We start from the raw sequence: 22107 nt of genomic DNA, 5'->3' as shown, positions 1-22107 counted from the left end.
CTACATCGGTGTAGAGATGATGCCCGGGTGCTTTGGGACCGTCAAGGGCTCAGGTGGTGCCGAGGGTGGATTCGCGGGTGTGGAGCTTGTACGGCGCGACGATCTCCTCGTGTTCGGAGTTGTCGCCCTTCATGCGGCGGACGAGGAGGTCGACTGCGGTGCGGGCGATCTGGGCGCGGCCGGGGTCGACGGTGGTCAGGGTCGGCGTGCTGTATTGAGCCTCGTCGATGTTGTCGAAGCCGGCGACGGCGACGTCGTCCGGGACGCGCAGGCCGTGCTTGGTGAGGGTCCGGATCGCACCGAGGGCGAGGGTGTCGTTGAGGGCGAGGACGGCGTCGAACTTCCGGCCGGAGGCGAGCAGAGCCTGGGTTGCCTCGGCGCCGGTCGAGCGGTGCCACTTGCCCGCGTGGAAGGCGAGCTCCTCCGGCACCGGTACGCCGTGCTCGGTGAGCGCCTCGGCATACGCGTCGTACCGGATGGCGGCGGTGCCGACCTTCTCGCCGGGGTGGACGCCGAGGACGGCGATCCGGCGGCGGCCGAGTTGGAGCAGGTGTTCGACCGCGGCCTTGGTCCCGGCCACGTTGTCGATCATCACGTGGTCGACCGGGCTGTGGAAGATGCGTTCGCCGAGCAGGACCATCGGTGCGGACGTCGTCAGCTGCCCGATGTCTTCCTGCCCGAGGCCGAGCGGGCTGTACAGCAGACCGTCGACCAAGTGACCGCGCGGCCGCTTGATCACGGTCAGCTCGCGGTCGCGGTCTGCGCCGGTCTGCTCGATCATCACAGTCAGGCCGTGCAGCTCCGCGGCCTCGATCACCGCGTCCGCGAGCTCGCCGAAGTACGGCAGGCTGAGCTCGGGCACGGCCAGGCCGATGATGCCGGTCCGGCCGGACTTGAGGTTCCGGGCCGAGATGTTCATCTGGTAGCCGAGCGAATCGATCGCGGCGAGCACCTTGGTCCGGGTCTCCTCACGGATGTACGGGTACCCGTTCATCACGTTGGACACGGTCTTCGGTGACACCCCGGCCTGCCGGGCCACGTCACGCATCGTCACCGCCATGCCGTCACCCCCAACCACTGGTCATGGGCACACACGGTATTGCACGCGACCGCCCGGACCGCTCAGTCGTCAGTCGACGGCGGCACTTCGTGCGGTGGGCGCCGGGGCGGGTTCGGCTGCGGACCGGCCGAGGGACCGCCCGGGTGGTCCGGGATGTCCGGCTCGTGATTGGTCAGTTCGACACCCTCTTCGACCAGATCCTGGTCGATATTCGGGTCCATCTCGTGGCCGGAATGCGGCACGCCGGGCCTGTCGAAACTCATGACACCCTCCCTGGGATCGTCCCCGTACCTCCACGGTACGTCGACGGGCCCCGGATCAGGTGCCGTACGGCGGGCGGTTCAGCGGGGTGAGCGTGATACCGGTCTGGAGCGCCTTGCTGAGGATCGCTCCCTCCGGCCGGCCGAGCCGGAGACCGATCACCGAGGGTGGCAGGTTCTCTGCGGCGAGTGCCTTGAGCTTGCTGAGTTCTTGTGCTGTCCAGGGTTCCGCGGCGTTGCGGATGGACTGCGGCAGGGGTGCCATCGACCTCACTCTTTCTTCCGATTACCAAACCCCGGTTCCCGATTTCCAACGATCGAAAAGTGCGTCAGTACGACTGGAGTTCGAGCAGGGTGCCCTCGGGGGCGCGGAGGTGGGCGGTGCGGAGGTTCGGGCCCCACTGCGGGCGGTCCTGTGGAGGTGTCAGAACCACGGCGCCGAGCTTCTCGAGAACCTCGGCCGCCGGGTCCACGGCGTCGACCTTCAGCACCAGCATCGACGCGTCCTGGGACTCCACATCGGCCGGTAAGGCGGCGGTGCCGATCGTGCTCGCGATCATCGCCCGTCCGAACAGCACCAGGCCGGTTTGGCCGTCCAGATCCCAGTTCGCGTACTGCGCCTCGGGGATCACCTTGACCGGCTGAACGCCGTACAGCTCGGCTAGTGCTGGCCGGTAGAAGTCGACGGCGGCCGGGAAGTCGCGGACCAGCAGCCGCGGGTAGAGCGCGTCCATGGGTGAGCATCTCCGATTAGTTGGGAACAACCAACAGTTGGTTCGAGCCTACAATAGCGCGATGGAGACGCTCAGTGGGACGACCACCTTCGTGCTGCACAAGGTGGCGGTGGCCGGCCGGCGCGCGATCGCCGATCGGCTGGCCGAGCGCCCCGGCCTCACGTTGTGGGAGTACGCCGCCCTGGCGGAGCTGGCCGAGCTCGGCCCGTCGGCGCAGAACGCGCTCGCTGCCGCACTCGGTATGGACACCGCCGACATGGTCCGCTTGATGGACGCGCTGATCGAGAAGCGGATGGTCCAGCGAGAGCGCGACCCGGCCGACCGCCGCCGCTACCGGATCACCCTCACCGCCAGGGGGAGGACTGCACTCACCACCGCGCGGAAGGCGGTGCGTGAAGTGGAGCAGACGACGCTGCAGCCGCTCACCGCGGCCGAGCGCGCGACCCTGCACGCGCTGGTGACGAAGATCCGTACGCGCTGATGCCCGGACCGCCAGGCCATCACAATGTGCCCGGCGACACCGAGTTGCGCTGGGCACGCCTCCCGAGCCGCGGATTGTGATGGCCTGGCGGTCCGCACCTCACCGGTCCGCGGCCGGCCGACGGCGCTGCGCGAGATCCGTCAGCGACCGGGGTTGCCAGGCGGCGTCGGCTTCGTAGAGGTCGGTGCCGGGTGGGACGATCTCGTCGATCTGGTCGAGGACGGCGTCGTCAAGGATGAGGTCGGCGGCCTTCAGCAGGCCTTCCAGTTGGTCCATCGTGCGCGGGCCGTTGATCACCGAGGTGACCGCCGGGTGCGTGGTGACGAACGACAGCGCCAGCTCCGGGAGCGTGACTCCGATGCCCTCGGCAACTTCCATCAGCCGCTCGACAGCGTCGTACTTCGCGGCGTTGGCGGGCAGTGACGGGTCGAAACGATGCGGTGCAAGGGCTGCGCGGCCAGTGGTGAGGTCGATCGGGTGGTCCTTGCGGATCTTGCCGGACAGGAAGCCCCACGCCAGCGGGCTGTAGGTGAGCACGCCCATGCCCAGCCGCCGGCAGGTCGGCAGCACCGAGCGCTCGATCCCGCGGCTGATCATCGAGTACGGCGGTTGGTCGGTGCGGAAACGCCCGTACCCACGCCGCTCCGAGACGTGGTACGCCTCCACCATCTCCTCGGCCGGGAACGCCGAGCACCCGAACGCGCGGATCTTCCCCTGGGAGACGAGATCACTCATCACCCACAGTGTTTCCTCGATGTCCGTGCTGTGATCCGGCCGGTGGACCTGGTACAGATCGATCCAGTCGGTATCGAGCCGACGCAGGCTGTCCTCGACCGCCCGCGTGATCCACCGGCGCGAGTTCCCGCTCTGATTGCGGCTCCCGTCGTGCAGCGGGAAGTGCACCTTGGTCGCCAGTACGACGTCGTCCCGGCGCCCCTTCAGGGCTTTGCCGACGATCTCCTCGGACTCGCCGGTGGAGTACATGTCCGCGGTGTCGACGAAGTTGATGCCCCGGTCGAGCGCGGTCTGGATGATCCGGACACTGTCCTCGTGGTCGGGGTTGCCGACGGCACCGAACATCATGGTTCCGAGGCAGTGCACACTGACCTCGATCCCGGTCCCACCCAACGTGCGATAACGCATGAACGAACGCCTCCTGTGTCGTGACTCGATGTCCCGGAGGCTAGGAGCTAGACCGCTGTCTAGGTCAAGCCCCGCATAAGGTGGTCGGAGAGCCAAGCTGAGGAGTGCACGTGGGCGGTGTCGACGAGTTCGCGGGGTTGTGGGATCCGGAGCCGGGCTGGCTGAACACGGCCTCCTACGGATTGCCGCCGAGGCCGGCCTGGGAGGCGTTGCAGGCCGTGCTGTCCGACTGGCGGGTCGGCGCCACGAGTTGGGAGCCCTGGGACCAGTCCACGACCCGTTCGCGGGAGTCGTTCGCGCGCATGGTCGGAGCCGACGTACGGGATGTCTTCGTCGGCAGTACGGTCTCGGCGGCGCTGGCCCCGATCGCGGCCGCCCTTCCGGATGGCGCGAAGGTTCTCACCGACGACGTCGAGTTCACGTCGAACGTCTTCCCGTGGAAGGTGCACGAGGACCGTGGCATCGAGGTTGCCGGCGTACCAGGAGACCAGTTGGTCGCGGCGATCCGAACAGGTGTCGACCTGGTCGCGGTGAGTGCGGTCCAGTCGTCGACCGGTGCCGTCCTCGACCTGCCCGCGGTGGTTGCCGCGAGCAAGAAGGTCGGTGCGCTCGTGGCGATCGACGCGAGCCAGGCGCTCGGTTGGCTGCCGCTGACCGTGGACGACATCGACGTACTCGTCGCGCACACCTACAAGTGGCTGATGTCGCCGCGCGGTGCGACGCTTGGCTACCTCTCGCCGCGACTCCAGGAGCGGTGCCGCCCGGTGGCCGCCGGGTGGTACGCCGGTCAGGACGTGCACAGCTCGTACTACGGGACCCGGATGGACCTCGCCGACGGCGCGCGCAGGTTCGACCAGTCGCCGGCCTGGTTCTGCTTCGTCGGTGCCGCACCGGCGCTCGAGTTGGTCGAGGAGATCGGCGTCGAGACGATCAACCGCCACAACGTCGACCTGGCGAACGAGTTCCGTGCCGGCCTCGGTCTGCCGCCGTCGAACAGCGCGATCGTCAGCACCAGAATCTCCGGAGCCGAGGACGCCTTCGCGGCCGCCGGTATCCGGGCTGCCGTCCGCGACGGCAAGCTTCGCGCGTCCTTCCACATCTACTCCACGCAAGCCGACGTACATCAGGCCCTGACAGCTTTGAAGCCAATGCTTAACAGGTAGTTGTGGGTCTAGCTGCCGGGTTATGGTGCGGCCCATGGGGCTGAGCATCGGGCAGGTGGCGGAGCGGACCGGGCTGAGTGTGCACGCGCTGCGGTTCTACGAACGGGAGGGGCTGCTCGCGGACCCGGTCCGGCGGGAGTCGAACGGCCGGCGCGTCTACACCGAGGACGACGTCGACTGGCTGGACATGTGCATCAAGTTCCGCTCGTCCGGCATGCCGCTCGACACGATCCGCAAGTACACCGACCTGGTGCGTCAAGGGCCGGGCAACGAGCAGGACCGCCTGGCGTTGCTCCGCAGCCACCAGGACTACGTCAGCGCGCAGATCCAGGAACTCAACGAGTGCTTGAACGTGATCACCCACAAGGTCGACATCTACACCGAGAGTCTCGACGAGGGCACCGCCGACTGCCTCTGGGTAGCCCCCGGACCCACCGACGCCTCAGCTGCCTCCTGAGCCCCAGCAAGGCCGTTCCCTGACGGGCGGAGGTGGTGGAGGGGTCTGAGTCGTGCGACTGTGGAGAGTGACGGTCGGCGTAGCTCAGCGCCCCCGCGACCGGCCCGCAGAGCGGGCCGATGTGACGGTGGGTATCGACAGCGCATCGGAAATGCGCGGCCGAGTGCGGCCAAGCCTCCGTCGGGGGTGGGGGAGTCATGAATCCGCGACGACGCCTGGGGATTTTCACGCTGGTGCTGGCTCTGCTGGGAGCGGCGGTGGCCTGCGGCAAGGACGCACCTGCGACCACGGCCGAGGCCGATGCGGGCCCGGTGACCATCCAGATCGGGACGGCCGACGACGATCCGGACTCGCCCGGCGGAATCGCGATCATGAAGCTGGTCGAACTGGTCCGAGTCGGCTCCGGCGGGGAAGTGCTCATCTATCCGGTCTGGCAGGCGTCCGGGCAGGAATCCGTCGAGTGGGACCAGAAGATCGCCCGGATGGTCAAGGAGAAGCAACTCGGAATGGGGATGGTCCCGGCCAGAGCCTGGGACGCCGAAGGCGTGACCTCGTTCCGTGCGCTCAATGCTCCGTTCCTGGTCACGTCGGACGCGCTGGCCGACAAGATCGTCACCAGTTCCGACCTGTCCACCGAGTTGATGTCGGGCCTCGAGGCGGCCGGCGTCACGGGTCTGACGCTGCTGCCGGAGAGCCCGCGCCACACCTTCGGGTTCCGGCACGCTCTGGTGCGGGTTGAGGACTACAACCTCCAGACCATCCGGACACCGCATTCCGTGCTCAACGAGGCGACCTTCCGGGCGCTCGGCGGGAAGCCGGTCGACCTCACCGACAGCAGCTTCGTCCAGGGCGTCCAGGACGGGTCGATGGCAGGCGTCGAGTCGGGATTCCTCTTGGCCCGCGGACTTCCGGCGCCGTCCACCGCGGCCGGGAACGTCACCCTCAACGAGAAGGTGAACACCCTCGTCATCAACCCCGAGGTGTACGCCGAGTTGTCGGAGGACAACCGGTCGGTCCTGCAGACCGCAGTGAAAGACCTGCAGGAATGGGTTCTCGCGAACCGGACCACCGAGACTGCCAACGCCGTGGCGTTCTGCAACCTCGGGGGAAAGATCGTCACGGCCAGCGCCGCGGATCTCGCGGCACTGACCAAGGCGGTCCAGCCCGTGTACGCCGAACTGGCGAAGGATGCGAAGACCCAGGCGCAGGTCGAGCGCATCCGCACCCTGAAGCAGTCCATCCAGGTCCCCCCGGAGGACCTGGCAAATCCGTGTCCGTGACGGGGATCAGGCAGGAAGGAGGGCAGCCTCCATCGCGGTGAGGGTTCTGCGCATGTTGCCGGCGAGCTGATCGAGCCGGCCCTGGATGACGTGCGCCGCGCGGGTGGGGTCGTTGCGGACGCCCACCCGCAGGCCGCTCTCGCCGGGACCGTGGGCGAAGGTCTGGTGCACCAGGGTCTGCGAGCCTTCCGGTCGCAGGTCGTACTCCCAGTGGGCGAACGGCTCGTCCTCGTCGCCGTACACGTCCCAGCCGAACCTGGTCAGCTCGTCGGCAACTGTGACCACGCACGTCACGTACGTCTCGAACCCGTCCGCGAATCTGTTCCGCGCCTCGAACCGTGCCCCGGCGACGAGCCGGTTGTCGGCGAGCCAGGCGCCGTAGTAACACTCCGGACTCCACTCGCCGTACCGATCGACGGCCGTGATTCCCGCCCACACCTGCTCGACGGGAACCCTCAACACCACCTGGACCTCGGTGCTCGCACCGGTCACTCCGTAGTCGTTCATGCCCCGGACGTCGTACCCACCCGAGCGGCCTCGACATTTCGCCGACGGTCTTCATAGACGCTGCCTATCGACTGATAGGCAGCATTGCTTTGACCCTGCGATGCTGGCGACGGAATGTTGTATACATGACGAGTGAGGTCGTGGCCGCAGCCCCCGTCCCGGTCCCCGGGCGTGCCCAGCGAGTACGCGAGATAGCCACCGAACTGCGTGGGCTCCGGGGGGCGCTGATCCCGATCCTGCACGCCGTCCAGGAGGAGTTGGAGTACGTCGACCAGACCGACATCCCGGTCGTCGCCGACGTCCTCAACATCGCCGTCGCCGAGGTGCACGGCGTGGTCACCTTCTACAAGGACTTCCGCCGGGCACCGGCCGGGCGGACGACGGTCGCGATCTGTCAGGCGGAGGCTTGCCGATCAGTCGGTGCCGCTGATCTGGCCGAGCACGCCAAGCGCAGCATCGGCTGCGGTTTCGGAGAGACGACGTACGACGGCCGGATCACCCTCGCCGAGATCTTCTGCTTCGGCAACTGCGCCCTCGGACCCGCGGTCCAGGTCGGCGAGAAGTTGCACGGTCGCGTGACACCGGCACGGCTTGACGCGCTTCTCGGGGAGGCTCGATGACGATCCGTGTCTACGTCCCGCGCGACGCGGCCGCACGCTCCGTCGGAGCGGACGAGGTCGCCGAGCGGATCGCCGCGGCGGCCGCGGCGCACGGGCAGGACGTGCAGGTCGTGCGCAACGGTTCGCGCGGCATGCTCTGGCTCGAGCCGCTGGTCGAGGTCGAGACCGCCGAAGGCCGGGTCGGCTACGGCCCGGTCGCGCCCGAGGATGTCGATGGCCTGCTCGCGGCCGGGATGCTGAGCGGCGACGGACGCGACATCGGCGCCCACCTCGGCGTCGTTGACGAACTGCCGTGGATGAAGAGGCAGCAACGGCTCACCTTCGGCCGGGTCGGGGTGACCGATCCACTCTCCGCCGAGGAGTACACGTCGTACGGCGGGATGCGCGGACTGCGGGCGGCGCTGGCAAGGACGCCGGCCGAGGTGGTGGAGACGGTGGTGGACTCCGGGCTGCGCGGCCGTGGCGGCGCCGGGTTCCCGACCGGCATCAAGTGGCGGACCGTGCTCGGCGCCGAGTCCGACCTCAAGTTCGTCTGCTGCAACGCCGACGAGGGCGACTCCGGGACGTTCGCGGACCGGATGCTGATCGAGGGCGATCCGTTCACGCTGATCGAGGGGATGACGATCGCGGCGTACGCCGTCGGGGCCTCGGAAGGATACGTGTACCTGCGGTCCGAGTACCCCGACGCGGTGGCGACGCTCAGGGCCGCGATCGAGATCGCCCGGTCGGAGGGCTGGCTCGGGGACGACGTCCTCGGCTCCGGGTTCGCCTTCGATCTGCACGTCCGCGTCGGGGCGGGCGCGTACATCTGCGGTGAAGAGACCTCGATGCTGGAGAGCCTCGAGGGCAAGCGTGGACAGGTCCGGGCCAAGCCCCCGATCCCTGCCCTGGAAGGGCTTTTCGGCCGTCCGACTGTGGTGAACAACGTGTTGTCGCTGGCAACTGTCCCGGTGATCCTGGCCGAGGGTGCCGAGGCCTACGCGGCGTACGGGACCGGCCGGTCGCTCGGCACGAGCGTGTTCCAGCTCGGTGGGAACGTGGCCCGCGGCGGGATCGTCGAGACCGCGTTCGGCATCACTCTCGGCGAGCTGGTCAACGACTTCGGCGGCGGTACGTCGTCGGGCCGCCCGGTGCGGGCCGTCCAGGTGGGCGGCCCGCTCGGGGCGTACCTCCCGGTCGAGCGGTTCGACCTGCCGATGGACTACGAGGCGTTCGCGGCGGCCGGTGCGATGGTCGGGCACGGCGGGATCGTGGTGTTCGACGAGTCCGTCGACATGGCCTCGATGGCGCGGTTCGCGTTCGAGTTCTGCGCGGCCGAGTCGTGCGGCAAGTGCACCCCGTGCCGGGTCGGCGCCGTCCGCGGCGTCGAGACGATCGACCGGATCGTGGCCGGTGAGGACCGGCAGAAGAACCTCGTCCTGCTCGACGACCTGTGTGAACTGATGACCGACGGCTCGCTCTGCGCGATGGGCGGGCTGACACCCATGCCGGTACAAAGTGCCGTCCGTCACTTCCGAAAGGACTTCGGCGCATGAACGAGCGAAGCGAGTTCATCATCAAATACAGCCCCCTTTGTGCCTCATCCGCGCCCGGAGCGAAGCGAGGACGCGGATGAGCCTGCTCAAGGAACCCGACTTCGGTACGCCGGCCCGCCCCGGTGATGCCACCGTCGAACTGACCATCGACGGAATCGCGGTGACCGTCCCACCCGGGACCTCGGTCATGCGTGCGGCCAAGCAGGCCGGGGTCGATGTCCCGAAGCTGTGCGCCACCGACAACCTGGAGGCGTTCGGCTCCTGCCGGCTGTGCGTGGTCGAGATCGACGGAGTGCGCGGTACGCCGGCCTCCTGCACGACACCGGTGGCACCCGGCATGTCCGTGCGAACCCAGAACGAACGGCTCGGCAAACTCCGCCGGGGCGTGATGGAGCTCTACATCTCCGACCATCCGCTGGACTGCCTGACCTGTTCGGCCAACGGCGACTGCGAACTGCAGGACATGGCCGGCGTCACCGGCCTGCGCGAGGTCCGTTACGGCTCCGGGGTCGAGGCCGGCGCGAACCACCTGGACCTCCCGACCGACTCCTCCAACCCGTACTTCGACTTCGAGGCGTCCAAGTGCATCGCGTGTTCGCGGTGCGTCCGCGCCTGTGACGAAGTACAGGGAACTCTCGCGCTGACGATCGAGGGCCGCGGGTTCGACTCGAAGGTCGCGGCCGGTGCGGGCGTCTCGTTCATGGAGTCCGACTGCGTGTCCTGCGGCGCGTGCGTGCAGGCGTGCCCGACCGCGACTCTGCAGGAGAAGTCCGTCGTTGAGCTGGGTATGCCGACGCGGTCCGTCATCACCACCTGTGCGTACTGCGGTGTCGGCTGCTCGTTCAAGGCCGAGATGCGCGGCGACGAGTTGGTGCGGATGGTGCCGTACAAGAACGGCGGCGCGAACGAGGGCCACTCCTGCGTGAAGGGCCGGTTCGCGTTCGGGTACGCCAGCCACCCGGACCGGGTGCTGGAGCCGATGGTGCGCGACACGATCGCGGACGAGTGGCGCAAGGTCTCCTGGGACGAGGCGATCTCGTTCACCGCACGGCGGTTGCGCGAGCTCCAGGCGCAGTACGGGCCGGGCTCGATCGGGGCGATCACCTCGTCGCGGACGACCAACGAAGAGGTCTACGCCGTCCAGAAGATGGTCCGCGCGGTCTTCGGCAACAACAACGTGGACACCTGTGCGCGGGTCTGCCACTCGCCGACCGGGTACGGCCTGAAGCAGACGTTCGGCGAGTCGGCCGGCACCCAGGACTTCAAGTCGGTCGAGGAGGCCGACGTGATCCTGGTGATCGGCGCCAACCCGACCGACGCCCACCCGGTCTTCGCGTCCCGGATGAAGAAGCGGCTGCGGCAAGGCGCCAAGCTGATCGTGATCGACCCACGGCGGATCGACCTGGTCCGTTCACCGCACATCGAGGCCGCGCACCACCTGCGGCTCGCGCCCGGCACGAACGTGGCGATCATCAACGCGATCGCGCACGTCGTGGTCACCGAGAACCTGGTCGACCGCACGTTCGTGGCGGACCGGTGCGAGGACTTCGAGACGTGGGAGTCGTTCATCGCGCAGCCCGAGCACAGTCCCGAGGCGGTGGTCGACATCAGCGGCGTACCGGCCGAGGAGATCCGCGCGGCGGCCCGGTTGTACGCGACCGGCGGCAACGGCGCGATCTACTACGGGCTCGGCGTCACCGAGCACAGCCAGGGCTCGACCATGGTGATGGGGATGGCGAACCTCGCGATGGCGACCGGCAACATCGGCCGCCGCGGCGTCGGGGTGAACCCCTTGCGCGGGCAGAACAACGTGCAGGGTTCGTGCGACATGGGTTCGTTCCCGCACGAGTTGCCGGGCTACCGGCACGTGTCCGACGACGGCGTCCGCGAGGTCTACGAGAAGCTGTGGGGTACGCCGCTGCTGAACGAACCGGGCCTGCGGATCCCGAACATGTTCGACGCCTCGATCGAGGGATCGTTCCGGGGTCTGTTCGTGCAGGGTGAGGACATCGCGCAGTCCGACCCGAACACGCAGCACGTGTTCGCGGCGCTCGGTGCTCTGGATCTGCTCGTCGTCCAGGACCTGTTCGTCAACGAGACCGCGAAGTTCGCGCACGTGCTGTTGCCGGGGACATCGTTCCTGGAGAAGGACGGGACGTTCACGAACGCCGAGCGGCGGATCAACCGGGTTCGCCCGATCATGGCCCCGGAGACCGGCAAGCAGGAATGGGAGATCGTCTGCGAGATCGCCCAGGCGATGGGCTACCCGATGCACTACGACTCGGCGAGCCAGATCATGGACGAGATCGCGCAGACCACGCCGACGTTCATGGGCGTCTCGTTCAAGAAGCTGGACGAGGTCGGCTCGATCCAGTGGCCGTGCAACGTGGCCTTCCCGAACGGGATGCCGATCATGCACGAGGAGGAGTTCACCCGCGGCAAGGGGCGGTTCATGGAGACCGTGTATGTGCCGACCACGGAGCGGTCGACGCGGAAGTTCCCGCTGATCCTCACCACCGGGCGGATCCTGTCGCAATACAATGTCGGCGCCCAGACCCGTCGTACGGCGAATGTCGCCTGGCACCCGGAGGACATCCTGGAAATGCATCCGCACGACGCCGAGGTCCGCGGGATCGAGGACGGCGACCAAGTCGCGCTGTCGAGCCGGGTCGGACGGACCGAGCTGCGGGCCAGGCTGTCCGATCGGATGCCGGTCGGGGTCTGCTACACGACGTTCCACCACCCGGTCACCGGGGCGAACGTGATCACCACCGACAACTCCGACTGGGCCACGAACTGCCCGGAGTACAAGGTGACCGCGGTCCAGGTCGACCTGCTGCCCGACCAGGTGGCCACCCGGGCCGAACGCGAGCCTGTCATTGCCGGCGGCAACCGATGAGCGCCGGACTGCCCCCGCACGTCCGGCTGGCGAACGAGATCGCCGCCCAGTTCGCCCACCGCCCACCGACGGACGCCGCCACCGCCGTCGCCACCCACATGAACGCCGTCTGGGACCCGCGCATGAAGGCAGCCCTGGTAGCCCACGTGCAATCCGGAGCCGAGGACCTGGACCCCATCGCCGCTCTAGCGGCCCAACAGTTGGCCACCAAGTGACCACAGACCACGACCCAGCCCTCCAGCAGCTTGGAGAGGGCGGGGCTGAGGTTTCGGATCCCGGCCGTGAGCTTCGGGGGCGGCCGGCTGAGGTTTCGTGGGATTTTGCTCGGCAGGTGGCTCATGCTGCGGGGACGCCACTGAGGGCGGTCTCGCGGAGTTTGAGTGACGCGGATGGGCTCACGCTGGCCGCGCCGCTGGTTTCTACGGTTGCCGTGCCTCCGGTGGATCGCTCGGCCATGGATGGGTTTGCGGTGCGGGGCACCGGACCCTGGCGCGTGGTCGGGCACGTGGGGATCAGGTGCGTCGACCTCGTGATGTTGGAGGAGGGCGAGGCCTGCGGCATTGTGACGGGAGCCGCGGTGCCGGTGGACGCGACCTCGGTGATGCGGTCCGAGGACAGCGTGTTGCTCGGCGACCGCCTGGACGGCCCCAGTGAAGAAGGCAAGCACATCAGGCGGGCCGGAGAAGAATGCAAGGCCGGTGAACAACTCCTGCCGGCCGGCGTCACCGTCGATCCGGCCGTCCTCGGCCTGGCCGCAACCGTCGGACTCAACCGCCTGACCGTCATCCCGAAACCACGCGTAGCCGCCCTCGTCACCGGCGACGAACTCGTCCACCGCGGACCGTCCGGATCGGGCCGGGTCCGCGACGCCATCGGCCCGATGCTCCCCGGCCTGATCACCCGCGCCGGCGCCGTGCCCGCGCCCGTGAGGCACCTCCCGGACTCCGGCGCCGACCTGATCAACGCCCTCGACACAACAGACGCCGAGCTCATCCTCGTCTCCGGCTCGTCCGCCTCCGGCCCAGCCGACCACCTCCGCCCGGCGCTGTCCGCCCTCGGTGCCGAGCTGATCGTCGACGGCGTCGCCTGCCGCCCCGGCCACCCCCAAGCCCTTGCCCGGCTGCCCGACGGCCGCCTGGTCATCGGCCTCCCCGGCAACCCCTTCGCCGCCTTGGTCGCGTTCCTCACCCTCGGCGTCTCGGCCCTCCTCCGCATGCGCGGTCTCCCGCTCCCGAGCCTCACGCTCACCCCCATTCCCGGCGGCCTCCAGTGCCACCCCCGCAGCACCCGCCTCGTCCCGGTCCGCCTCGAGCCGTACGGCGCCGTACCGGTTGGGCATGGCGGATCCGCAATGCTCCGTGGCCCAGCCGCAGCCGATGCGCTCGCAGTCGTCGACCCCGGACCAGCCGAAGCGATCGCCGCAAGACTGCTGCCACTCGATCCAGGAGCACGCCCATGGGCCGTGTGATCGCCCGCCGTCCAGTACTGCGTCTCGGCCCGGGAGGCGAGCGGAAGCGCCCGGACTCGATCGCCGTCGAGGAACCGCTGGAGATCCGCGTCGACGGCAAACCTCTCGCCGTCACCATGCGAACCCCCGGACACGACGTCGAGCTGGCTCATGGATTCCTGCACACCGAAGGCGTGATCGGTAGCGTCGACGACATCCGTGAAGCGCGGTACTGCGACTCCTTCGACGACGAAGGCCGCAACACCTACAACGTCCTCGACCTCGGCCTCGCACCCGGCGTACCGCCGCCCCTCGCCGGTGTAGAGCGCAACTTCTACACCACGTCGTCCTGCGGCGTCTGCGGCAAGGCGTCCTTGGACGCAGTCCGGGTGAAGACGCGGTTCTCCCCGGCAGACGACCCGATGACCGTGCCATTCGACGTACTCGCCGGACTGCCCGACGCGTTGCGGGCCAAGCAGCAGGTGTTCGACCGGACCGGCGGCCTGCACGCGGCCGGCCTCTTCACGGCGACCGGCGAACTACTCGTCGTACGTGAGGACGTCGGCCGTCACAACGCCGTCGACAAGGTCGTCGGCTGGGCCGTCCTTGGCGGCATGATCCCGGCCGCCGGCTGCATCCTGGTCGTCTCCGGGCGTACGTCGTTCGAGCTCGCGCAGAAGACTGTGATGGCGGGCATCCCGGTCCTCGCCGCCGTCTCCGCGCCGTCCTCCCTCGCGGTCGATCTGGCGGAGGAGGCCGGGATCACCCTGGCCGGCTTCATCCGCAACGGCAGCATGAACGTCTACACCCGCCCGGACCGCATCACGACCGCGGCCGAAAGGCTCACCTCACCGGCGTGAGCCGGTCCGTAGAGCGCCTCCCCGCGCTCTTCGAGGAAGGCCCAGTAGCGGTCGCCGAAGGACCAGTGCCACCACTCGGTCGGGTAGTTCACCAGCCCGGCCGCGGACAGTACGTCGGCCAGCAACGCCCGGTTCGTCCGCGCCTCCCTGCTGATGTTGGTCGCGTCGAAGAAGCACGCGCCGTTGCTCTGCTCGGGTGTCGCGTCGATCGGCGTACCGAGGTCGAGCGGGCCGTGTGCGCCGATCAGCGTGAGGTCGACCGCGGCGCCGGCGACGTGCGGCGCCACCTCGACCGGGGACACGAACCGGCTCGCGAGCACGTGGACGTCGTGATCGGAGATGCCCGGGTGCAGCCGAACGAGCTCGGCCCGGTAGCCGTCGTAGATCTCCTGCTGGCTCTCGATCGGCCGGAGCCCTTCCACCACGTGCAGTTGAATCCCCGCCGGTAGGAACGTGTCCGCCACCGCCAGCCGGTCGGCCACGCTCTCGCGGGCGAACTGCTGGTTCGGCGTCGAGATGCCACGGGTGTAGAGGTCGACCAGCGGCTCGCCGGTCTCCACCACGGGGATGGTGGTGATCCGCTCGTCACTCAGGAGGACGGTCATCCGTTCGCTACCGCCGTCCGCAGCAGGGTGTCGACCACGTCGGCGTAGCTCATCCCTGCCGCCGCCCACATCCGCGGGAACTGCGACGCCGGGGTGAACCCGGGGAACGTGTTGATCTCGTTGACCACCGGCTCGCCGTCGGCCGGGACGAAGAAGTCCACCCGGGCCAGCCCTTCACAACCCAGTACCTCGAACACCTCGATCGCCGTACGCCGCAGCCGCTCGGCCAACGCAGCATCCAGCGGCGCCGGTACGACGAAACGCGTGGCGCTGCTGTCGTACTTGGCTGTCGCGTTGAAGAACGGTTGGGACGGATCACTGTGGATCTCCAGCGCGGGCGCGGTGTCGACCCGGCCGTCGGGGAACTGCAGCACGGCCAGGTCGATCTCCCGGCCGGCCATCTCCCGTTCGACCAGTACGTGCGGATCGAGGTCGGCGGCGTCCGCAATCGCCTGCGCCAGCGAGACCAGATCGGTCGCCCGGGTCACGCCGTAGCTGGAGCCGCCGTTGCCCGGCTTCACGAAGACCGGGAAGTCGAGGCCGGCCGCCTTGATCGTCTGCATCGCGGCCTCGGTGTCGGTGAGATCCGGTCCGCTGAGTGTCACGCCCGGAGTGACTGCGATGCCGTGGGCTTTGAGGACCGCCTTGGTGAGGTGCTTGTCCAGACCGACCGCGCTCGCCGCGACGCCGCTGCCGACGTACGGGACCTTCAGTTGGTTGAGGAATCCCTGCAGGGTGCCGTCCTCGCCGCCCTCGCCGTGCAGGGCCGGGACGGTGATGTCGCAGGCCTGCAGGATCTCGATCGCCTCGTGCTGCCCGTCGACCCAGTTGCCCTCGACATCGATCACCAGCGGGATCGCCGTGTGGCCGAGGATCTCGACCGCCTTGGCGATACCTCTGCCGCTCGCCAGTGAGACCTGGTGTTCGGGGCTCGCACCGCCCATCACTACCGCGACCTTCATCGGTTGCCTTCCTCGTAACGTCGGGGCACCCGGGATCCGATGCCGCAGTAGATCTCGTGCGGGATGGTGCCGGCCCACCCGGCCCAGTCCCTGGCGGTCGGCTCACCCTGGGAGCCGTCGCCGAAGACGGTCACCGGTTCGCCCGGCTCGAGTGCCAGGTCACCGGCGTCGACGACGAACTGGTCCATCGCGATCCGCCCGATCACGGGCATCCGGACGCCCCGGCAGAGAACGCTCGCCTGACCGGCCGCGACCCGCGGGATGCCGTCGGCGTACCCGAGTGGGACCAGCGCGACCGTGGTGTCGCGCGGCGCGATGTAGTCGTGGCCGTACGAAACCCCTTCACCGGCGTGGATCCGGCGTACCTGGGCCAGCTTGCTCATCAGCCGCATCGCCGGCCGCAGCCCGATGCCTGTCTCGTCGATGCCGTACAGACCGGCGCCGATCCGGACCAGGTCGCAGTCCGGCGCGTCCAGCGTGATCGCACCGGCCGAGTTGGCCAGATGTACGACGCTCGGCCGCAGACCGGCCCGTCGCGCGAGACTCACCCCGGTCCGCAGGAGCTGAAGCTGCCTCTTGCTTTGCACGGCGTCGGCGGAGTCGCCGTGCGAGAGGTGGGACCAGATCCCGCGGACCGTGACGGCGCCGAGCGCCTCGTAATGCGCCGCCGCACGGGTGAGCTCGATCCACTGGTCAGGTGCACTGCCGGCCCGATGCAGTCCGGTGTCCAGCTTGAGGTGCACGCAGTGGACGGACGGGGTCGACGCGACGCGCTGGAGTTCCGCGATGGTCGAGACGCTCACATCCACGTCGACGTCGCCGAGCAGCATCAGCTCCGCGGCGTCGTACAGCCAGGTGAGAATCGGAGTGGTCAGTCCGCCCGCGCGCACCTGCAGCGCCTCCTCGGCGCGGGCCACACCGATCCAGGTCGCCCCGGCCTCGATCGCAGCCCGAGCCACCGGTACGGCGCCGTGGCCGAAAGCATCCGCCTTGACCACGGCCATCACGTCCTGCGGGACGAGCCGCCGGAAGGTCCGGACGTTGTCGCGGACAGCCGAGAGGTCGACGACCGCCTCGGAAAGCCCGGCCATCCCACGTGTCGCCGGGCGGTGGCGAGACTGAACCAGGTTCATGACCGCCATTGTTGTTTCTGGCAACCATCAGGATCATCGGAGTAAGGAACGATGTTGCTCGGGCGGGGTGTACGACCCTGGTAGTACGAGTCGGCATGCCCTGGGCTGATCTGCCTCGTCATAATGGATGAGTGGAGGCCACCGATCACCTGAAGGCATCGCTCCTCGCGGCGATCGCGCTGGCGAACACTTTCGGCTCCGCCTGGCGTCAGGGACGGCCCGCGACAACGCCCTCTACGGAAGCCGTTGGCAGTGTGCTGCGGCTGACCACCAACCGCGTCGGCTCTCCGGACCCCGCGGAGTACGCCTCCGGCGGCAAGACCTTGTACGACGCCCTCAGCCGACTACCGGAGGTCGGTCCGGCGGTCGAGCTGGTGAACGACTTACTCCGGGTAACCAAGGCCGCGCCGCAGCTGGTCCGTGACGAGGGCGCACCGTGGCATCTGCACTTCGCCGGTCCGGACGCGTCCGAGGCGACGGGTTGGCTGGCCGAGTTCGCCACCGCCGTCGCGATGCTGCTTGGCAGTGACGACGTCCATCGCCTTCGCCGGTGCGAGGCGGAGCGGTGCGACGACCTCTTCCTGGACGCGACCAAGAACCGCACGCAGCGGTTCTGTTCAACGGCCTGCCAGAACCGCACCAAGGTCGCCGCCCACCGGGCCCGCACCGCCTGACCCGGTCGCTGTCACCATCGTTGCTTCCGGCAACCAGCCCAGCTTCGTGTAGAGGTGAACGCCTTCGGTGGTGGCCATCAGCAGACCGGTCCGTGCGCCGCGGGCGATTGCTCTTCGGCTGAGGGCGCCCATCACCACGCTGCCGAGTCCGCGCCGCCGATGGGCCGGATCGGTGTGGATGTCATGAATCACCGCATCATTGTCGACAATCGCCGCCATGCCGCGCGCCGCGACTTCACCGTGGTGCAGCAGCCGCAGGTGCTCCAGTGATCCGTCGGTCTCCGTCGTCAGTTCGTACGACGTCGGTGGCTCCGGCCGCGGGTGATCGGCGAGATCGATCGACATCAGGACCTTCTGCTCGGCGAATGTCTGCAATCCGGCCCCGCGAAGCCGCCGCGCGATCTCGTCGCCGTGCTGGGTGGTGACAGTCAGCCAGACATCCTCGGACGCTTGCGCCACCAGCTGGTCGACGACCGCTGCGTCGTCCGCACGGGCGAACAGTTCTCGGTCGCGTCCGGGCAACCGCAGTACGACGGCGAACGCATCGTCGTACTCGATCGCCGGCTCGAGCCCACGGCATCGCCGCCAGCCGTCCACCCACCGCCTGAGGAGATCGTCCATGCGGAGGAGTGTAACTGTTTATCGCTTGATAGTCAGTTACTTGGGTCCGAGCACGAAGGTCTGGATGGCGACCACCGCGCCGCCGCGAGCCCACTCGCTGAAGTCGGCCGGCTGGAGCACCATCGGCAGTTCCGCGCTGGACGGATGCCGGTCGGCGTGGAGCCCGGCGAGCAGGTCGTCGTGCGCGACGTCGGCCAGACGGACGCCCTCGCCGCCGAGGACGACGAGTTCGGGCAGGGTGAAGTTCGCGGCCGCCGCGATCAGCCGGCCCAGCGCGCGGCCGGCGCGACTGATCACCTGGCTCGCGGCCGGATCGCCTTTGGCTGCGAGGTCGAGGCATTCCTCGTAGTCGACTGGCCGGCCGAGCGCAGTACCGACCTGTTCGGTGATGGCGCTGACTGACAGCAGGCTGATCGCGCAGCCGCGGTGCCCGCGATCGCAGCGGGGTCCGTCCGGCAGCAGGGGGTAGTGACCGATGGTGCCGATGCTCGTGTCCGGACTGTCCACGATCCGATTGTGGACAATCAGCCCGTACCCGACCCCGGCCCCGATCGTCAGCAGCACGAAGCGGTCGATGCCGCGGCCCGCGCCGAACCAGTGGGTCGCCTCGGTCAACGCGACCAGGTCGTTCGCGATCACGACCGGCGTACTGGTGTGGGCGGCGAGGATCTCGCCGAACGGTACGTCGACCCAGTTCAGATACGGCCCCCAACGGACCTCGGAACTGTTCGCCACCCGGCCGCCGAGGGCCACGCCGAGCCCGGTGATCGGTCCCGGCGCCTGGACCGCGAGGTCGTCGGTGAGCTCGAGAACGAGCGCGGCCACCGCGGATGGCGTCGGATCGGTCAATGGCCGCTCGGCACTCGCGATCACCTCGGCCCGCAAGGTCGTGAGTACACCGATCGCCGTGTCGCCAGTGAGTTTGATGCCGACGAAGTGGTGTGCGCCAGGGTCGAGATCGAGCGGCTGCGACGGCCGGCCGACACGGGCGTCCGTCGGTCCTCCGGCGACCTCGACCAGCAGGCCGGACTCCACCATCGGCTTGGTCAGCCGGGTCAGACTGCCCGGCGACAAGCCCACGCGGCGTGACAACTCGGCGCGCGACAGCGGGCCGTCGAGCAGGATCTCCAACGCCACCTGCCGCGACGGTCCGGTCAGCGGACGCCACTCACCCATTTCGACAGGGTAGCCGCGCATGCTGGGGCTGGACGCCGGGACGTGACCCGGTCCGCGGTTCTGGCCGCACAAGCCCCGGCGTCGAGATCAACCCAACGTCGTGTAGGTGTCCACACCCCTCGAAATGGTGAACGCACCGACGGCGCCGTACCCAATTCTTTACGAAGTATGCCCCCACCCGGCCGGAAAAGATCGGGGACAACGCTGTCAGAAAAGTAACCCCGGCCAGCGCCCGCAGGACGGATAAAAACGTCGGGCGGATCAGCGGCCGCGGGTTGTCAGGCCGGGGAGGACCAGAGTCAGCCACCGGGATCGCACCGCCGGAGGCTGGTCGGTGGGGGCTGTGTTGATCAGCAGATAGAAGTCCTGGACCGTCACATCGGCGTGCAGATCTCCGTCGTCCTTGGCGGCCTGGATCAGTTCCGCGAAGGCCGTGCCGGTGCGATCTTCGACGAGCTCGTCGGTCGGATAAGCGCCGAGCAGGCGGGCCGCCGCCTTCACCGCGTGGTCCGTGGCGGATGCCTCCAGCACGCGCTCGACGAGTCCGAGGATCTCGTCCATCGCCTTGGCGCCGCCGGCCGTCCGCTCCCGGGCCGCCTCGATGTCGTCCGCAACGCGATCCAGATGCTCCGTGAGTACTGCGCTGACCAGGTCGGTCTTGTTCGGGAAGTGCCGGTACAGCGTGCCGACAGCCACCTCGGCGGCCGCGGCGATCTGGTCCATCCCGGCGTCCGGTCCGTGCCGGGTGATCTGTTCCCGGGCGGCGTCCAGGATCTTCGTCCGGTTGCGGACCGCGTCGGCGCGCGGGCTCATAGGCCTCCTCGGCTGGGCGTTGCAATATCGTGAACGCTGGTTCATGATAAGCGTGAACCAGCGTTCAGCTTATCCCCTGGGAGTGCCATGACAGCCAGGATCGCCCTCGTCACCGGCGCCTCGTCCGGCATCGGCGAGGCCACCGCGCGGAAACTGCACGCCCTCGGGTACGTCGTGTACGGCGCCGCCCGCCGAGTCGACCGGATGGAGAAGCTGGCCGCCGACGGCATCCGCACGATCGCCATGGACGTCACCGACGACGATTCGCTGCGCGCAGGGGTCGACCGCATCCTCAGTGAGACGGGGCGGATCGACGTACTGGTGAACAACGCCGGCTACGGGTCGTACGGCGCCGTGGAGGACGTACCGCTGGATGAGGCGCGGTACCAGTTCGAGGTGAATGTGTTCGGTGCCGCCCGGCTGATCCAGTTGGTGCTGCCCGGGATGCGGGCGCAGCGGAGCGGCACGATCGTGAACATCAGCTCGATGGGCGGCAGGATCTACACTCCGCTCGGAGGTTGGTACCACGGCACGAAGTTCGCACTGGAAGCACTCAGTGACTGCCTGCGCCTGGAGGCCAAGCCCTTCGGCATCGAGGTGGTCGTGATCGAGCCGGGCAGCATCCAGACCGAGTGGGGTGACATTGCCGCGAGCAACCTCCGCAAGGTCTCCGCCGACGGTCCTTATGCCGAACGAGCAGACGCCATGGCTGCTTCGATGAGCTCCGAAGCCAATGCCCGCCGGAACTCCCCGCCCACAGTCATCGCCGATGCCATCGGCAAAGCCGTCACCGCCCGCCGTCCCCGAACCCGCTACACCGCCGGCTTCGCCGCCAAACCCCTGATCACGCTTCGCCGCGTCCTGCCGGACCGCGCCTTCGACGCGTTGATCAGCCGGCTGACCGGCACCGCGATGTAGCGCTACCGCGGGAGCTTGCGGGTGTCGATCAACTGCTGGGCGACGTCGCGGAGTTTGGTGTTGGTGTCCTGGGAGTAGCGCTTGAGGATGGCGAAGGCTCGGTCGTCGTCGACGTCGAAGCGTTCCATCAGGATGCCCATGGCCTGACCGACGAGCTTGCGAGCGTCGACCGCCTGCGCCATCGACTCCTCATGCCGGGCAGACGCGAGGGCGACGGATGCATGCCGCGCAAGGATGTGGGCGATCGCCTCGTCGTCCTCCGTGAACGCATCCGGGAACGGGCTGTAGAGCCCAAGCACACCGACGGTCGCACGAGCCGCGTCACCAGTGGCCAGCGGTACGTCGAGCACGCTACGCACCCCAAGAGCAGCAACCTTCGCAGCCCACTCAGGCCAGCGGTCGTCGGCGGTGGTGGTGTCGCGGATCAGGACCGTGGACCGGTCTCGCAATGCGGTGACCAACGGACCGTTCTGAGTAGTGAGTTGCAGGTCGTACACGTCCCTGACGACGGGATCGGTGACCGCGGCGATCTCCGCCTGTGATCCACGGGAGTACAGCGCGACCCCGGCGTAAGTGCAGTTGAGCGCCTGGAGGGCGAACTGAACGACGGCATCGACCGTCTCGTCCACCCCCGGGGCGTCGTGCAGCTCGATCGCCAGACGCGCGAACGCGTCCGCCGACGTCGCGGCGAGATCCTGATCGGTCATCACAGGGACTCCAGTCGTGCTCGAGCCATCGGGCACCCCGTGGCTGGAGTGA

Annotated in this window: 25 protein-coding genes; 12 read left to right on the top strand and 13 right to left on the bottom strand. The window is 68.5% G+C overall.

The features are described 5' to 3' along the window. Positions 1-49: 49 nt before the first annotated feature. From OG817_RS33710 to OG817_RS33695, 4 genes are all read right to left on the bottom strand, one after another. Positions 50-1060, bottom strand: coding sequence for a LacI family DNA-binding transcriptional regulator (locus OG817_RS33710; RefSeq protein WP_406048800.1), 1011 nt, complete (start codon positions 1058-1060; stop codon positions 50-52). A gap of 62 nt (positions 1061-1122) precedes the next feature. After that, positions 1123-1323, bottom strand: coding sequence for a hypothetical protein (locus OG817_RS33705; protein WP_396391208.1), 201 nt, complete (start codon positions 1321-1323; stop codon positions 1123-1125). A 55-nt stretch (positions 1324-1378) separates the two neighbouring features. After that, positions 1379-1585 carry a hypothetical protein gene (locus OG817_RS33700; protein WP_360442868.1) on the bottom strand — a complete coding sequence of 69 codons (207 nt, stop codon included), beginning with the start codon at positions 1583-1585 and terminating at the stop codon, positions 1379-1381. 64 nt (positions 1586-1649) lie between these two features. Then, complete coding sequence (locus tag OG817_RS33695; protein WP_406048799.1) at positions 1650-2054, bottom strand: VOC family protein; 405 nt, start codon at positions 2052-2054, stop codon at positions 1650-1652. Between the two features lie 61 nt (positions 2055-2115). On the opposite strand from OG817_RS33695, the gene OG817_RS33690 reads away from it, so the two are divergent. Then, the gene (locus OG817_RS33690) at positions 2116-2535 is read left to right on the top strand and encodes a MarR family winged helix-turn-helix transcriptional regulator (RefSeq protein WP_406048797.1); all 420 of its coding nucleotides are present in this window, start codon (positions 2116-2118) and stop codon (positions 2533-2535) included. 99 nt (positions 2536-2634) lie between these two features. On the opposite strand, the gene OG817_RS33685 is transcribed toward OG817_RS33690, so the two are convergent. Further along, on the bottom strand, positions 2635-3678 hold the full coding sequence (locus OG817_RS33685; protein WP_406048796.1) for an aldo/keto reductase: 1044 nt from the start codon (positions 3676-3678) through the stop codon (positions 2635-2637). Between the two features lie 110 nt (positions 3679-3788). Here OG817_RS33685 and OG817_RS33680 point away from each other — a divergent pair, with 110 nt between their 5' ends. The 3 genes from OG817_RS33680 (at position 3789) to OG817_RS33670 (ending at position 6578) form a co-directional block, all read left to right on the top strand. Beyond that, the gene (locus OG817_RS33680) at positions 3789-4841 is read left to right on the top strand and encodes an aminotransferase class V-fold PLP-dependent enzyme (protein ID WP_406048794.1); all 1053 of its coding nucleotides are present in this window, start codon (positions 3789-3791) and stop codon (positions 4839-4841) included. A gap of 34 nt (positions 4842-4875) precedes the next feature. Continuing rightward, positions 4876-5298, top strand: a complete 423-nt coding sequence (locus tag OG817_RS33675) for a MerR family transcriptional regulator (protein WP_396391213.1) — start codon at positions 4876-4878, stop codon at positions 5296-5298. 197 nt (positions 5299-5495) lie between these two features. Further along, positions 5496-6578, top strand: coding sequence for a TRAP transporter substrate-binding protein (locus OG817_RS33670; RefSeq protein WP_406048792.1), 1083 nt, complete (start codon positions 5496-5498; stop codon positions 6576-6578). A gap of 6 nt (positions 6579-6584) precedes the next feature. On the opposite strand, the gene OG817_RS33665 is transcribed toward OG817_RS33670, so the two are convergent. After that, positions 6585-7085, bottom strand: a complete 501-nt coding sequence (locus OG817_RS33665) for an SRPBCC family protein (protein ID WP_406048790.1) — start codon at positions 7083-7085, stop codon at positions 6585-6587. A gap of 125 nt (positions 7086-7210) precedes the next feature. Between OG817_RS33665 and OG817_RS33660 the strand changes: the two genes are divergently transcribed. The 6 genes from OG817_RS33660 to fdhD all read left to right on the top strand — a co-directional run bounded on the left by OG817_RS33660 (position 7211) and on the right by fdhD (position 14446). Beyond that, a complete protein-coding gene (locus OG817_RS33660) occupies positions 7211-7705 on the top strand; it encodes an NAD(P)H-dependent oxidoreductase subunit E (protein ID WP_406048789.1) in 495 nt (164 codons plus the stop codon). Continuing rightward, the gene (locus OG817_RS33655; protein WP_406048787.1) at positions 7702-9240 is read left to right on the top strand and encodes a formate dehydrogenase beta subunit; all 1539 of its coding nucleotides are present in this window, start codon (positions 7702-7704) and stop codon (positions 9238-9240) included. Before OG817_RS33660 ends, OG817_RS33655 begins: the two co-directional genes overlap by 4 nt. 76 nt (positions 9241-9316) lie before the next feature. Beyond that, on the top strand, positions 9317-12139 hold the full coding sequence (gene fdhF, locus OG817_RS33650) for a formate dehydrogenase subunit alpha (RefSeq protein ID WP_406048785.1): 2823 nt from the start codon (positions 9317-9319) through the stop codon (positions 12137-12139). Next, positions 12136-12354: a formate dehydrogenase subunit delta gene (locus OG817_RS33645; protein WP_406048783.1), complete on the top strand. Its 219-nt coding sequence runs from the start codon at positions 12136-12138 to the stop codon at positions 12352-12354. The genes fdhF and OG817_RS33645 overlap by 4 nt, the downstream gene beginning before the upstream one ends. Then, on the top strand, positions 12351-13607 hold the full coding sequence (locus OG817_RS33640) for a molybdopterin molybdotransferase MoeA (protein WP_406048781.1): 1257 nt from the start codon (positions 12351-12353) through the stop codon (positions 13605-13607). Before OG817_RS33645 ends, OG817_RS33640 begins: the two co-directional genes overlap by 4 nt. Continuing rightward, on the top strand, positions 13595-14446 hold the full coding sequence (gene fdhD, locus OG817_RS33635) for a formate dehydrogenase accessory sulfurtransferase FdhD (RefSeq protein ID WP_360442900.1): 852 nt from the start codon (positions 13595-13597) through the stop codon (positions 14444-14446). The genes OG817_RS33640 and fdhD overlap by 13 nt, the downstream gene beginning before the upstream one ends. On the opposite strand, the gene OG817_RS33630 is transcribed toward fdhD, so the two are convergent. From OG817_RS33630 to alr, 3 genes are read right to left on the bottom strand one after another with little or no spacing between them, the layout of a single operon-like run. After that, positions 14389-15051 (bottom strand): M15 family metallopeptidase, encoded by a 663-nt coding sequence (locus OG817_RS33630; protein ID WP_406048778.1) that lies wholly within the window; start codon positions 15049-15051, stop codon positions 14389-14391. The genes fdhD and OG817_RS33630 overlap by 58 nt on opposite strands. After that, positions 15048-16013: a D-alanine--D-alanine ligase gene (locus OG817_RS33625; RefSeq protein ID WP_406048776.1), complete on the bottom strand. Its 966-nt coding sequence runs from the start codon at positions 16011-16013 to the stop codon at positions 15048-15050. The genes OG817_RS33630 and OG817_RS33625 overlap by 4 nt, the downstream gene beginning before the upstream one ends. Further along, positions 16010-17146, bottom strand: coding sequence for an alanine racemase (gene alr, locus OG817_RS33620; protein ID WP_406048775.1), 1137 nt, complete (start codon positions 17144-17146; stop codon positions 16010-16012). Before alr ends, OG817_RS33625 begins: the two co-directional genes overlap by 4 nt. A 131-nt stretch (positions 17147-17277) precedes the next feature. Here alr and OG817_RS33615 point away from each other — a divergent pair, with 131 nt between their 5' ends. Then, positions 17278-17820: a CGNR zinc finger domain-containing protein gene (locus tag OG817_RS33615; RefSeq protein ID WP_406048773.1), complete on the top strand. Its 543-nt coding sequence runs from the start codon at positions 17278-17280 to the stop codon at positions 17818-17820. On the opposite strand, the gene OG817_RS33610 is transcribed toward OG817_RS33615, so the two are convergent. The 3 genes from OG817_RS33610 to OG817_RS33600 form a co-directional block, all read right to left on the bottom strand. Next, positions 17764-18441: a GNAT family N-acetyltransferase gene (locus tag OG817_RS33610; RefSeq protein ID WP_406048771.1), complete on the bottom strand. Its 678-nt coding sequence runs from the start codon at positions 18439-18441 to the stop codon at positions 17764-17766. The genes OG817_RS33615 and OG817_RS33610 overlap by 57 nt on opposite strands. 36 nt (positions 18442-18477) lie before the next feature. Then, positions 18478-19617, bottom strand: coding sequence for an ROK family protein (locus OG817_RS33605; protein ID WP_406048769.1), 1140 nt, complete (start codon positions 19615-19617; stop codon positions 18478-18480). A 261-nt stretch (positions 19618-19878) separates the two neighbouring features. Beyond that, a complete protein-coding gene (locus OG817_RS33600) occupies positions 19879-20430 on the bottom strand; it encodes a TetR/AcrR family transcriptional regulator (protein ID WP_406048767.1) in 552 nt (183 codons plus the stop codon). 87 nt (positions 20431-20517) lie between these two features. Between OG817_RS33600 and OG817_RS33595 the strand changes: the two genes are divergently transcribed. Next, positions 20518-21348 carry an oxidoreductase gene (locus tag OG817_RS33595; RefSeq protein ID WP_406048765.1) on the top strand — a complete coding sequence of 277 codons (831 nt, stop codon included), beginning with the start codon at positions 20518-20520 and terminating at the stop codon, positions 21346-21348. A 2-nt stretch (positions 21349-21350) separates the two neighbouring features. Here OG817_RS33595 and OG817_RS33590 read toward each other — a convergent pair whose 3' ends face one another. After that, positions 21351-22055 (bottom strand): GAF and ANTAR domain-containing protein, encoded by a 705-nt coding sequence (locus OG817_RS33590; protein WP_406048763.1) that lies wholly within the window; start codon positions 22053-22055, stop codon positions 21351-21353. Positions 22056-22107: the final 52 nt, after the last annotated feature.

Source organism: Kribbella sp. NBC_00889, from assembly GCF_045207705.1.
Taxonomy (GTDB): domain Bacteria; phylum Actinomycetota; class Actinomycetes; order Propionibacteriales; family Kribbellaceae; genus Kribbella.
Note: the sequence above shows the minus strand (reverse complement) of the source record. Positions and strands in the feature narration are given on the sequence as shown.

Bases quoted from the DNA above. Each gene is read 5' to 3' on its own strand.
- OG817_RS33710 (WP_406048800.1), bottom strand. From the start codon at position 1,060: ATGGCGGTGACGATGCGTGACGTGGCCCGGCAGGCCGGGGTGTCACCG.
- OG817_RS33705 (WP_396391208.1), bottom strand. From the start codon at position 1,323: ATGAGTTTCGACAGGCCCGGCGTGCCGCATTCCGGCCACGAGATGGAC.
- OG817_RS33700 (WP_360442868.1), bottom strand. From the start codon at position 1,585: ATGGCACCCCTGCCGCAGTCCATCCGCAACGCCGCGGAACCCTGGACA.
- OG817_RS33695 (WP_406048799.1), bottom strand. From the start codon at position 2,054: ATGGACGCGCTCTACCCGCGGCTGCTGGTCCGCGACTTCCCGGCCGCC.
- OG817_RS33690 (WP_406048797.1), top strand. From the start codon at position 2,116: ATGGAGACGCTCAGTGGGACGACCACCTTCGTGCTGCACAAGGTGGCG.
- OG817_RS33685 (WP_406048796.1), bottom strand. From the start codon at position 3,678: ATGCGTTATCGCACGTTGGGTGGGACCGGGATCGAGGTCAGTGTGCAC.
- OG817_RS33675 (WP_396391213.1), top strand. From the start codon at position 4,876: ATGGGGCTGAGCATCGGGCAGGTGGCGGAGCGGACCGGGCTGAGTGTG.
- OG817_RS33670 (WP_406048792.1), top strand. From the start codon at position 5,496: ATGAATCCGCGACGACGCCTGGGGATTTTCACGCTGGTGCTGGCTCTG.
- OG817_RS33665 (WP_406048790.1), bottom strand. From the start codon at position 7,085: ATGAACGACTACGGAGTGACCGGTGCGAGCACCGAGGTCCAGGTGGTG.
- OG817_RS33660 (WP_406048789.1), top strand. From the start codon at position 7,211: ATGACGAGTGAGGTCGTGGCCGCAGCCCCCGTCCCGGTCCCCGGGCGT.
- OG817_RS33655 (WP_406048787.1), top strand. From the start codon at position 7,702: ATGACGATCCGTGTCTACGTCCCGCGCGACGCGGCCGCACGCTCCGTC.
- fdhF (WP_406048785.1), top strand. From the start codon at position 9,317: ATGAGCCTGCTCAAGGAACCCGACTTCGGTACGCCGGCCCGCCCCGGT.
- OG817_RS33645 (WP_406048783.1), top strand. From the start codon at position 12,136: ATGAGCGCCGGACTGCCCCCGCACGTCCGGCTGGCGAACGAGATCGCC.
- fdhD (WP_360442900.1), top strand. From the start codon at position 13,595: ATGGGCCGTGTGATCGCCCGCCGTCCAGTACTGCGTCTCGGCCCGGGA.
- OG817_RS33630 (WP_406048778.1), bottom strand. From the start codon at position 15,051: ATGACCGTCCTCCTGAGTGACGAGCGGATCACCACCATCCCCGTGGTG.
- OG817_RS33625 (WP_406048776.1), bottom strand. From the start codon at position 16,013: ATGAAGGTCGCGGTAGTGATGGGCGGTGCGAGCCCCGAACACCAGGTC.
- alr (WP_406048775.1), bottom strand. From the start codon at position 17,146: ATGAACCTGGTTCAGTCTCGCCACCGCCCGGCGACACGTGGGATGGCC.
- OG817_RS33610 (WP_406048771.1), bottom strand. From the start codon at position 18,441: ATGGACGATCTCCTCAGGCGGTGGGTGGACGGCTGGCGGCGATGCCGT.
- OG817_RS33605 (WP_406048769.1), bottom strand. From the start codon at position 19,617: ATGGGTGAGTGGCGTCCGCTGACCGGACCGTCGCGGCAGGTGGCGTTG.
- OG817_RS33600 (WP_406048767.1), bottom strand. From the start codon at position 20,430: ATGAGCCCGCGCGCCGACGCGGTCCGCAACCGGACGAAGATCCTGGAC.
- OG817_RS33595 (WP_406048765.1), top strand. From the start codon at position 20,518: ATGACAGCCAGGATCGCCCTCGTCACCGGCGCCTCGTCCGGCATCGGC.
- OG817_RS33590 (WP_406048763.1), bottom strand. From the start codon at position 22,055: ATGACCGATCAGGATCTCGCCGCGACGTCGGCGGACGCGTTCGCGCGT.